Origin of the sequence: Neisseria iguanae, assembly GCF_003013245.1 — a bacterium.
Classification (GTDB): domain Bacteria; phylum Pseudomonadota; class Gammaproteobacteria; order Burkholderiales; family Neisseriaceae; genus Neisseria; species Neisseria iguanae.
Window position 1 is genome coordinate 1 of record NZ_PXYY01000019.1, and the last position, 12,245, is coordinate 12,245.

General features: G+C 45.3%; 8 protein-coding genes and 1 pseudogene. 7 read left to right on the forward strand and 2 right to left on the reverse strand.

What is annotated here, in order from left to right; genetic code table 11:
* Together C7N83_RS14590 and C7N83_RS16560 are read right to left on the reverse strand one after the other, a co-directional pair.
* The coding region (locus tag C7N83_RS14590) for a hypothetical protein (protein WP_211296580.1) at positions 1 to 222 on the reverse strand (222 nt) is incomplete at its 3' end.
* Between the two features lie 527 nt (positions 223 to 749).
* Positions 750 to 2,519, reverse strand: coding sequence for a calcium-binding protein (locus tag C7N83_RS16560; protein ID WP_106740981.1), 1,770 nt, complete (start codon positions 2,517 to 2,519; stop codon positions 750 to 752).
* A gap of 975 nt (positions 2,520 to 3,494) precedes the next feature.
* Here C7N83_RS16560 and C7N83_RS04685 point away from each other — a divergent pair.
* From C7N83_RS04685 to C7N83_RS16570, 7 genes and pseudogenes are all read left to right on the forward strand, one after another.
* Positions 3,495 to 5,051 (forward strand): BCCT family transporter, encoded by a 1,557-nt coding sequence (locus C7N83_RS04685; RefSeq protein WP_106740983.1) that lies wholly within the window; start codon positions 3,495 to 3,497, stop codon positions 5,049 to 5,051.
* Positions 5,038 to 5,169 (forward strand): hypothetical protein, encoded by a 132-nt coding sequence (locus tag C7N83_RS16565; protein ID WP_281256736.1) that lies wholly within the window; start codon positions 5,038 to 5,040, stop codon positions 5,167 to 5,169. Before C7N83_RS04685 ends, C7N83_RS16565 begins: the two co-directional genes overlap by 14 nt.
* Before the next feature lie 111 nt (positions 5,170 to 5,280).
* A complete protein-coding gene (locus C7N83_RS04690) occupies positions 5,281 to 6,975 on the forward strand; it encodes a choline/carnitine O-acyltransferase (RefSeq protein WP_106740985.1) in 1,695 nt (564 codons plus the stop codon).
* Positions 6,976 to 7,410: 435 nt separating this feature from the next.
* Positions 7,411 to 8,396, forward strand: a pseudogene (locus tag C7N83_RS04695) (CRISPR-associated endonuclease Cas3''); the annotation flags it as partial.
* Between the two features lie 287 nt (positions 8,397 to 8,683).
* Complete coding sequence (gene cas3 / locus C7N83_RS04700) at positions 8,684 to 11,182, forward strand: CRISPR-associated helicase Cas3' (RefSeq protein WP_245911129.1); 2,499 nt, start codon at positions 8,684 to 8,686, stop codon at positions 11,180 to 11,182.
* Positions 11,183 to 11,189: 7 nt separating this feature from the next.
* Entirely contained in the window at positions 11,190 to 11,909 is a 720-nt protein-coding gene (gene cas5c / locus C7N83_RS04705; RefSeq protein ID WP_106740989.1) for a type I-C CRISPR-associated protein Cas5c, read from the forward strand.
* A complete protein-coding gene (locus tag C7N83_RS16570; protein WP_211296581.1) occupies positions 11,906 to 12,226 on the forward strand; it encodes a type I-C CRISPR-associated protein Cas8c/Csd1 in 321 nt (106 codons plus the stop codon). The genes cas5c and C7N83_RS16570 overlap by 4 nt, the downstream gene beginning before the upstream one ends.
* Positions 12,227 to 12,245: the final 19 nt, after the last annotated feature.

The window sequence follows — 12,245 nt, forward strand, 5'->3', positions numbered from 1 at the left end:
AATACCCGCAACGGACAGCCCAATCAGTTTGTTTTGTTTATAGGGATTTAGGCAGCTTTTTCTCATACGGGTCATTTTAAATAATTTTGAATAACCCCAGTTATCTAGGGTAGTCCCTAAATTTCCATTGTAAAACAATTGGTAAAGAGTAATTTGACCTACTTCGGCAGCCAGTTTTTTTGCCGATGATTCTTTCGTACCGTCTAAAACTGATATTTTCATCGTGGTCACCGGTTTTTTAGTTGACAGTATGAAAATAACTTCAGGAAATTTTTGTACTCCCTGCACACCTTCAGGTAATTTGATGTTACAAGTGGTATTTTTTTAATTTTCCAACCACTTACCGCAATGTGTCCATGTACAATTGCCTCTACTTTATACAGGCATAAACTTTTTAGCGACAACCGCATATTTTCTATTTTCTTAGTTTCCACTGCCGGCAAAATGCCATAAACAGTACCACCAGTGATATGATTAGGCATGATATGTGCCAGTTTGCCAAACCAGAAGTTGAAAATCTATGTCAGAATTTCGACCTTGATGAGAATCGTTTTACTTAAAATTACATCAAACACTGAAAGGCGATGAGTAGATTTTTTCAAGCCGATTTCAAATATTTTAAATTTCTGCAAAAGATTATTGAAGAGAAAATTATGGCAAATAAACATTATTAACTGTACGGACTGTTGACAAGAAGGCCGTCTGAAAATTTTCAGACGGCCTTGTCGATGTATTCAATTCAGCTTAAATCAAATAACAGATTGAGTTTGGGTTTGCTCTTGAATACTTTCTGCAAAGTTCAAAGTATTGCCGCCTTTGTATGCCTCAACAGTGTAAGAACTACCGTCAGCAAAAACAAATTTTTCAATTTGATTGTTGGCACTTTTGAACCAGTCGTCAATTAACAAACTATCTTTACTGTTGTTAGTGAAGCTGATACTTAAGTCAAGACCTGATTTGGTCAGAACAATATCGGATGCAGAGATACCTTCACCGAAGCTGATTGTATCGTTACCTTCATAGTCTTGAATGGTGTCAAAGCCGTAACCTTTGGCAAAGAAATAGGTATCATTGCCTTTACCGCCTATCAATACATCGTTACCGATACCGCCATCAAGGTAATCGTTACCGTCTTTAGCCACCAGGCAGTCATTACCAGCCAATCCATACAGCTTGTTATGGCCTTCGTTACCATAAATGTCATTATTGAGGGCATTACCGGTACCATTAAGGTCTTTCGAACCTTGTAAAATCAAGTTTTCAACATTATCAGTCAATGTGTAATCAATCACTGTGCGAACGGTATCGATACCTGAAGCAGCGTTAGCAAATTCTTGAACGATATCTCCTGTATGGTCAACAAAATAGGTATCATTCCCATCTCCACCGCGCATAATATCGGCATTGGAGCCACCATTCAGGTAATCGTTACCTTGACCACCTTGCAGATAGTCTTTACCGCCTTCGCCATATAGGGAATCTCCATTATCATCACCTTTTAGAGTATCGTTGCCATCACCGCCATAGATAACGTCAGCACCACCTCCACCATTGATGATGTCTTCACCGGAAGTACCATAAATGGTGTCTTTTTGAGCAGTACCATCAGCCCGTGCGACTCCACCATCTTCGGGAGGAACCACATTGATAACGTTACCTTTATCAGTTTCTTTACCGCCAAAGGTATTAGTTTGGTTGTCGTCGTCAACGCAATCTACGCAATCTTTATTGCCTGGTTGAGGAACAACCGGTTTATGCGGGTCTACCGGTTTATGCGGGTCTACCGGTTTATGCGGATCTACCGGTTTTTGCGGATCTACCGGTTTTTGCGGATCTACCGGTTTTTGCGGATCTACCGGTTTTTGCGGATCTACCGGTTTTTGCGGATCTACCGGTTTTTGCGGATCTACCGGTTTATGCGGGTCTACCGGTTTATGCGGGTCTACCGGTTTATGCGGGTCTACCGGTTTATGCGGATCTACCGGTTTATGCGGATCTACCGGTTTATGCGGATCTACCGGTTTATGCGGATCTACCGGTTTATGCGGATCTACCGGTTTATGCGGATCTACCGGTTTATGCGGATCTACCGGTTTATGCGGATCTACCGGTTTATGCGGATCTACCGGTTTATGCGGATCTACCGGTTTTTGCGGATCTACCGGTTTTTGCGGATCTACCGGTTTTTGCGGATCTACCGGTTTTTGCGGATCTACCGGTTTTTGCGGGTCTACCGGTTTTTGCGGGTCTACCGGTTTATGCGGGTCTACCGGTTTATGCGGGTCTACCGGTTTATGCGGGTCTACCGGTTTATGCGGAGCGATAGGGACACAACAATATTTATTGTAAATATTAACCCACGTGGAAATAGTTGGATAAATTACAGGTACATAGCTGTAAAAACTTTTGCCATGTGATAAGTAACCATAATTTTGATAAGAATAAGAAGGTTTAAAATAGTTGTAAGAGCTGTAAGATGGGCCGCAGTAAGCCTTATAGCTACCAGTGTAATATGTCATAGTAAATTACTCCCTGATTATTTGAATTTAAGAATAAATTGAATAATAGGCTGCCAGCCAAATTCAGGTCTGACTAACCTATTTGTTATTCTAGTGATATTTTATATGATGCTTGATAAAAGCCAACAAGCGGTATTTTTATGGGATAAATGATATTCATTGCTAACAAGCTCTTACTTAAATATTATTTATGGGGCTTAGAAAGGAAATTTATTCCAACAGATTATTTCGTAGCATATCCAGCAAGCGCTTATTACAAATTATCTTTGCAGTAATTCAAGCGAAACTCTGTTTCCTTCAAGCGTAAAGAAAACGTATGCTTAGAAACATCGTTAAATTTTACAACCGGTTTTTTTGAATAATCCCAAAACGATTAGTGTGTAGTACCGGAGACAGTTAAACTGGTGGTAAAAAGCCGCAATAGTTGCCTGAATTTTTGTTCAGAAAGTTTGCTGAATTTTGGGTATCTGTTTTTGATAGGCATATCAGAAGCTTATCATGCTTCTTATGATTTTGCTTCCTAAGTTTCTGAGATCTTTACAAAATATAAACACACTAAACTAAAGCGGTTAATTGGGTTATCGATTAATCACTTTGTCTTTATTGAGCGCTACTCCTGCTTTTGCTTTTATTTTCCCTTTTCAGGGCGTATTTCCTGCCTTTCAGGCAACAACAGGCACACGAAGCCTGTTTAACAGGTTTAAGCCCGTCACTTTCAAATGGTTTTGTGCCCATGCTTTCGGCAAGCCAAAATAACACGCCCGTTTGTAGCCGGATTTCCGATACACAGTCCCCAAGGTAACGGTTTTCCGACAGTTGCTTGTTGCGCTATGGAATACGACGTTATCTGTTTAGCGTTACGAGCTTCCCTGAAAGCAGTTGTTTGGATGGTATGCTTATGGTACGATAAATTTTGTAAATTTATGATTTAATCAGAAAAGATTAATTTTATTTTTGTGTGATATGGAGCCAGATATGTCTTCCCAGTCTTCTGATTCGAAACGCCCCAATTACTTTTTATGGACAGCCTTGTTGGTAGGTGCCGTTTCCTTGGTCGCTGTAATACATCCGACTTTACTCACTGGCACGATTGTCGCGGCCAGTGATTTTTTTTACCGAAAATTCGATTGGCTGATTATGTGGCTGCCGCTGCTGGCAATGACTGTGGGCGGTTTGGTGGCTTTTTCATGTTACGGCGATATCCGTTTGGGCGGCGAGGATGCTGAACCTGAATTTACATTCTTATCATGGATGAATATGTTGTTTACTGCCGGTATCGGTGTCGGTATTGTGTTTTTCGGACCGATTGAGGCGTTGTGGCATTATTTTCAATCCCCCATCGGTGTGGCCGATACTACCCTGCCGCCTTACCGGCAGGTAGAAAATGCGATGAGCCTGGCATTGCACGTGTGGGGCTTGCCTGCATGGTCGCTGTATATGCTGGCCGGATTGGTGATGGCTTATTTTACTTATCAGCATGGTACGGAATGCAGCCCGGCCGCGCCGCTGACATTCGCATTTGCAAACAAGCGTTGGGCCCGGCCGTTGGGTGTGTTTACAATTGCGGCGGCGATTTTGTCGATTGCATTTTCGGTATCGTCGTCGATTGCGATGGCAACAGCCCAGATTGCTTCCGGGCTGGGCATTATTATGGAACGGCCTTTGAACAGTCTTTTTTGGAAAGTCGCTGTACTTACAGGCATGGCGGTTTTGTATATGCTGTTTACGGTATTGCCGATTCAGCGGGGGATGAAGCTGATTGGGAATCTGACGGTTTATTTGTCGGTATTGCTTTTGGCGTTTATTTTTTTAACCGGGCCGACGCATTATTTTTTAAGCGTGATGGCGGTATCAGTCGGCAACATTATTACTCAGACTATCCACCATTCGTTTGAACTTTATCTGTTTCAGCGCCGTGATTGGATAGTGTGGTATCCGATGGCGTATTGGGTTTGGTGGGTTACATGGGCTCCGTTTGTAGGGGTATTTTTGGCCAAAATTTCCAAAGGACGGACATTGAGACAGTTTGTGTTGGCTTCGGTGTTGGTTCCTTCCGGATTTATTGTGGTGTGGTTTTCCGTATTTTCAGGATTCAGTCTGCTCGATACGGTAGAAGGATCAGGTCATTTGGCGGAAATCGCCAATAAGGGGGATTATGAGGGGACGTTTTATTATCTGCTCAATATGCTGCCAGCGGCGTTTGTTACCAAACCGTTGACAGTGGTGTTGTTTGTCGGTTTTGTTGTGACGACGGCGGTCAGTGCCGCGATTACTTTGGGTATCATGACCAGTCGCGAAGGGCGGTCAGAATCTAAAAAACGGGCATTATTGTGGGGGCTGTTTATGGCACTGATCAGCTATGCCGTCGTGGCCACTGGTAAAATCGACGGTATTAAGGCAGTTGGTTCGTTTGCGGGTTTTCCGTTTGTGTTTGTAATGTATTTGTGGATGGCGGCATTATGGCGGCAGTTGCGCCGTGACGGTAAGGTTTCGGCAGAAAATCAAACAGGAGGGCGAAATGAACAAGCATGAATTGCAGTATTGGAATCAGCCATGGCAGGAAAACTTGCTTGAAACGGCCATGTTGCTGTTGGTGCTGATTTTTCTGGCGTATGTGGTGAAGCTGGCTTTTTTCGAGTCGGATGATTGAGCCGAACAGCCGTCTGAAACAGCTGTCAAATAATATAAAATTTCAAATGCTGCTGCGAAGACAATAGGCGCAGCCGGTTTGAACCATCCGTTTAATGGAAAGGAATCTCTGATGATGACACCCTCCGATTTACTGCCGGTACCGCCACTGGCCGAAACTGCAGCCCGTTATCTGCAATGGGTCCGCCCCTTGTTGGACGATGAAGGGTTTGCCGGGCTACAACAGAGGACGGCTCGTTTTGTCGGGCATGAAGGTGCGATATTGCAGCAGAAATTATTACATTTTGCGGATAGCAAACAAGAGTCGAGTTGGTTGATTGATGGCTGGCTGAATACGTATTTGAGTGCTCGGGAGCCGCTGCCGCTTGTATCTAATGTCGGATTTGCCGTTGCCGCCCAAGGCCGTCTGAACGGTATCTGGGGATTGGCAAACTGGCTGGCGGCCGCAGCAGCGGTACATGCCGATTACCTTCGGGGATATATTGCCGCCGAGGTAACGCCGCAGGGAAAAACAGTATGCATGCGGCAGTGGCAAGTGTTACAGGGAGCAATGAGGATAGCCGAAGCGGGCTGCGACCGCTATGAGTTTGCCGCACCTGATGCGGCAAACCGCCATATCGGTATATTTTGGCACGGATACTATTATCGGTTGGAGGCATTGGACGCCGCAGGTTTGCCTCATTCTGCCGAATCTTTTCAGACGGCCTTGGTGCAGATAACGGGAAATACGGTAGAAAACCCTTATCCGGTTACCGTTCCGACTTTAAGCGGTAGCGGCCAGTGGGCCGAAATACGCTTAAGACTGCTGGAGCATGCACACAATGACAAACTGTTGGCGCAAATGAAAGAAGATTTGTTTCATGTCAGCCTACTGGATGAAGCGGGTTTGAGTGCGGACGAAGAATTATGTTTGGCCACCTTTCGCAGTGGCTGTTGGGTCTATAAACCATTAAGTTACTGTTTTAACCTTGCCAGCAGCCATTTGGCAATACATTGTGAACACACTTGGCTTGATGGCGGTATGATTAAAAGCTTGACCACAAGGATTTTGCAGAAATCAGCCGAACCCGCCAAACCAACAGCTGCATCGGTACCAGTGATGAGCCGCCAAGAGTGGATATTGGGCGAAACCGAAAAGCAGAAATGGTCGGAATGGCTGCAGCAATACGCGCAAAAAGCAGACAAGATGCGGGTGAGCAGCTGCGAGACCGGCTGGCCGATACAACCCGTCAAAGGCGTGAGCCAGGACGCACTGATTCAATTTGCCCTGCAATACGCGCAATTGCGAACATGGGGTTGTGTCCGCAATACCTATGAAGCAGTTGATGTAAGTCATTTTCAAAGCGGTCGGACAGAGTGCATACGTCCGCTGTCGGCAGAATCTTTGGCGCTGGTACGTGCTTTATCGGAAAATAAAGCCGATACGGCATTGTTGCAAGCCGCTTTGTCTGAACACAAAAACCGGGTTAAGGCCTGCAAAACCGGCCATGGCGTCAACCGCCATATGCTGGGCTTGCAGTGGATGGCCAATCAGTACAGTGTGGCAACAGAGTGGTTTGACGAACCTGCGTATCAATTACTCACTGAAGATTTTCTTTCTACTTCAACTTTGGGTGATGGCAATGCCATTCTGCGGTTTGCTTTTGCACCGACCAGTAAGGGAGGGTTAGGCATCAATTACACCATGCTGCCGCAGTCATGGTTGCTGACCATTACCCATACACAGTCGCAAGAAAATGATGTTCAATGTTTTCAGACGGCCTTTAAAGAAGGTGCCTGCAAACTGTGCACATTGGCTTTCGGATAATATCATGGGAACATGAATTAATTGAAACAGGTCTGCAGGCTGGCAGTCGATGCTTACCGGAGGTCAGTGATATATATTGATAATTTCCTTGTCTGGTAAATAATAAGGAACTGTATTATATTAGCCTTGAATACCACACCGAAATCGCAAGATTTTAAGCTGCCCTTTGATGCGCCAAAGTTAAAACGAAATTCACATTAGTACGCGCAGGGCAAGGCACATTCATCCGATGACCAACAGCGTATTGGTTTTTGATGAAATTCAGACCTTTCCAATTAAATGTGTTCATCTATTTTGCAATACGTTTTTGCAATACGTTGGCTTTTCTTACACCTGATGTTGGTTGAGTTTCCTAATGGGGTGAATGGGCAGATTAGCCCGTTGGAGTGAACTTGGTTAATAATCAATTCATGAATTTTGTCACAAGGATGAAAAATGAGCGCTGGATTTATTGAGCAGTTGGATTCCAATCCTACGATTTACTACGCCCACTCCGCTGAAAACCAGCCCTACGGACACTGGCAAACCCTGCACAGCCATCTGCACCAAGTCGGTGAGATGGCGGCGCAGGTTTTGCGCATTTTTTTGCGTCGGAAGACATCGCGCGTTATACGGGGCAGTTGCATGATTTGGGTAAATACAGTCCTGAATTCAATGCGCGTCTCCATGGTTCAAAAAAGCAGGCGGATCACGCCAGTGCAGGGGCAAAGGTTGCAGCGGAAAAATGGGGGCATATTGGCAAACTGATGGCGTTCTGTATCGCTGGACACCATGCAGGATTGGCCAATGGTGTGGGGGAAGGGGAGAACCGCCGCACCTTAAAAGAGCGTCTGGCTTTGCAGTTTGGTCAGGATATTCCAAAGCTGGATTCTGTTTGGCAACAAGAAATTCAACTGCCCCCAAACTTACCTGATCCCACGCTTAAGCCGAGTGAAAGCCATCCTGCTTTTTCCTTGGCTTTTTTCACCCGTATGCTCTACTCCTGCTTGGTTGATGCCGATTTTTTGGATACGGAAATCTTTTACAATCAACTGGAAAATAAAATCAGTCAGCGGTGCGGTGCGCCTGATTTGACTGAGTTGCAACAAGCATTCGATATTTATCTTGCCGCTTTCAGACGGCGTATTGCCGAAGCCAAAGCTGAAAACGAAGAAGACAAACGCAAGGCAGAACTCAACCGCCTGCGTAGTGAAGTTTTGGACTATGCAGTACAACAAGCCAATTTACCTAAAGGATTATTCACACTCACCGTGCCGACTGGCGGCGGCAAAACCTTTACTTCGATGGCATTTGCCTTGGAACACGCCAAGCAGCACGGTATGCGGCGGGTGATTTATGTGATTCCGTTTACCAGCATCATTGAGCAAAACGCCGCCGAATTCCGAAAAGCCTTTGGCGAACTGGGCGAAGCGGCAGTATTAGGGCGTAGCTTAAGGAGGAAAGAGTGAGGATATTGTCTGCTGCCAGTGCGATCTTCTCGAGGACATCGTGGAAGCAGGCCCGTCAGTAGATACGGAGTATGTCGGCGAGATGCGAGCATGGCTTTACTTATATGGCTATTTACCTTAATTCTAACTACAATCACAACATGACTTACTCATCAATATCGATGAATTTATTCAAAATATATAGTCAAATTAAGATAAATAGCTATAGCTCAAAATTCTTGGTTAGTTTTTGGGGAAGAAATAGTCGTAAGGAGAAAATCTTGAAAACACAATACGTCGCCCACGTCCGCAAATCGGACAATGCCAAGCAATCGGTTGAAACCCATTTATTGGAAACTGCAGCCATCGCCAAAATGCTGGCGGCCAAGCTGGATTTGGATTTGGCAGGAGAGCTATTGGGTTTGATGCACGATTTCGGCAAATATTCTCTGAAGTTTCAAAAGTACATTCATGATGTGACCGGTTTGCTCAATCCTGATTTGGATGATGAAGAAAGCACGCCGAATGGCAGCAAGGTGGATCATTCTACCGCTGGGGCGCAGTGGGTTTATCGTGAGTTGAGAAAATTCGGTAAAGAAGGGCAGGGTGAATTGTGCGGACAGATTTTGGGGCTGTGTATTGCTTCACATCACGGTGCGGGCTTGATTGATTGTTTGGATGACGAAGGCAATGCGATTTGGCAAAAACGCTTTGATAAAGCTGATGAGTTAACCCATTTGGGCGAATGCGAGCAAAATGCGGATTCAGTGATAAAGGTGCAGGCAAAAACACTTGCAGACCAAGTCTTGCTGAAACAGATGCTAAAGTCGCTGACACCCTTACTCAATATGTCTAAAGAGGGAGCCAGCCATAAAATAAAAATAATAGAATTCTATTTAGGCTGCTTTACCCGCTTTTTATTTAGCTGCCTGATTGATGCCGACCGTATCAATAGTGCGGATTTTGAAGATGAAAACCGCAAGACGTTACGCAGTTTGCAGGAATCAACCGATTGGCAACCAGCGATTGATAAATTGGAAAAGCACCTTGCCGCATTTGAGTTTCGTTATCCGATTGATACAATCCGCCAAAATATTTCCAATGCCTGTCTGAACAGAGCGTCTGACCCGCAAGGCATTTATACCCTCACCGTACCAACCGGCGGCGGCAAAACCTTGGCAAGCCTCCGCCACGCGCTTCATCATGCTCAAAAGCATCAGTTAGACCGCATCATTTATATCATTCCCTATACCTCCATCATAGACCAGAACGCCCAAACCGTCCGTGTAATCTTGGGTGACGATTGGGTGCTGGAACACCATTCCAATCTCGATCCTGAAAAGCAAAGCTGGCAAAACAAACTGCTTTCAGAAAATTGGGACAAGCCGATTGTGTTCACCACCATGGTGCAGTTTTTGGACGCCTGGTTCGGCGGCGGCACTCGCGGGGCAAGACATATTCATCCGATGACCAACAGCGTATTGATTTTTGATGAAATCCAGACGTTGCCCGTGAAATGCGTGCATCTGTTTTGCAATACGCTCAATTGGCTGACTCAATTTGGCAAAAGCACCGCTATTTTGTGTACCGCCACCCAGCCGTTATTGGCTGAATCCGGTTTGGATAAATTCCCAGAGGACAACCGAAACAAGGTGTTGGCAAACGGCTTGTTAAGGCTGGCAGACAATGCGGAAATCATGGGGGAAAACGACGACATCACCCAATTGTTTGATAAGTTATCGCGCGTGGACGTGTGCCTGAATGAAAAAGCAGGCGGTTGGTCGGTGGATGAAGCGGGTGAATTTTTGCTGGAACAGTTTCAGACGGCCTCAAGCTGCCTGTTTATCGTCAATACCAAAAAGTGGGCGGCCGAGCTTTATCAATATTGCCAAAGGCATAATGTGCCGTCTGAAGCCTTGTTTCATTTGAGTACCAACCAATGCGCCACGCATCGCAAGAATTTGTTTGAAAAAATGGAAAAGCGCTTAAAAGAGCAATTGCCCGTGCTGTGCGTCAGTACCCAGCTTGTTGAGGCGGGGGTGGACATTTCCATGAAATGCGTGATTCGTGCTTTGGCAGGCTTGGACAGCATTGCCCAAGCGGCAGGGCGTTGCAACCGGCATGGTGAAGCGGAGGGAAAAGGCAAAGTTTGGGTGCTGAATCTGCAAGAACCGCATAACCTGAAAAAACTGTTGCCTGATATTGATATGGGGCAACAGCAGGCGGGACGGGTGTTCCGTGATTTTGCCGAACAGGATATTTTGCAACCGGGCGCGATGGAAAGTTATTTTGAATGCTATTTTTACCAACGCAGCGGTGAAATGGTGTATCCGCTTAAAAACAGCACTTCAGGCAGCCTGTTGGATTGGTTGGGGGATAATAGTCAAAATGTTTATGCCGCCAAAAACGACAAACGCAGGCAGAACAAGCAATATCCCTTGCTGATGCAGTCGTTCAAAAGTGCGGGGCAGGCATTCCAAGCGATTGATGCACCCACTCGGGCGGTGGTTGTGCCTTATGGTGAGGGAGAAAAACATATTATTACTTTGTGTCGAGAATGTGATGCCCCGAAAAAAAGCAAAGAGTTTTATGACAGTTTGAAAGCCATACAACGTTTTAGTGTGAATGTTTTTCCCAATGTTTGGGAAAAGTTGGAGTCTGAACATGCGCTATATCCAATAGGCAATACAGGCTTATATTATCTGGATGAGCGGCATTATAACAAGCAGTATGGTTTGACTTTGGATGAAACAAACATATTGAAATTTTATGATTGTTAGGAGAATTATGAAAAACAAAATCAGTTTCCGCGTATGGGGGCGGCAGGCCTTATTTACTGACCCCATTACCAAAATCGGCGGAGAAAAATTCAGCTATCAAGTGCCGACTTATGAGGCAATCAAAGGCATCGTGAGAAGCATCTATTGGAAGCCCACATTGATATGGCATATCGACCGCATTCGAGTGATGAAAGCCATTCAAACACAGAGCAAATCCACCAAGCCGCTGAATTGGGACGGCGGCAACACCTTGGCGATTTATACCTTTTTGCAAGATGTGGAATATCAAGTCGAAGCTCATTTTGAATGGAATATGCACCAGCCGAATTTGGAACAAGACCGCATTCCCGCCAAACATCTCGCTATTGCCGAACGGATGTTGGCGCGAGGTGGCAGGCAGGATATTTTCTTGGGCACACGCGATTGCCAAGGCTATGTCGAGCCGTGCGAATTTGGCGAAGGCAAAGGTTTTTATGATGAAGTACCGAATCTGGATTTCGGCTTGATGTTCCACAGTTTCGGTTATCCGGAAGAAACCGGAAATCACGAATTGATTAACCGCTTCTGGATGGCGAATATGCAAAAAGGCGTGATTGAATTTCCGCATGTGGATGATACAGGCCGTCTGAAAACCCGCTTTATCCGCAAAATGCTGCCTGAAAAAACCTTTGGTCGCGGTGAGAATATGAAAGCGGTGGAAGACGAAGCGAAGGAGCTGGGCTTATGAGTTGGATGCAGAAACTTTATCGGACGTATGAAGCGGTAGAGCAAAATAATAATTTATCAGATTTGGGTAAATTAGCACCGCTGTGGCATAGCCCGCAAACTGCTCATATTGAAATTATCATCAATGGAGAAGGAGACTTTATTGCTGCCAGAGTACTGACAGATAAGCCTATTATCATGCTACCAGTAACCGAATCTTCCGAAGGTAGAACCAGTGGCTTGGCTCCGCATGCATTGGCAGACAGCCTGCAATATGTTGCGAAAGACTTAGGACACACTTATTCAGAGGATATTTCTGTAGAGGAAGAGACTCCATAATGGTAGGAAAAAGAAGGTA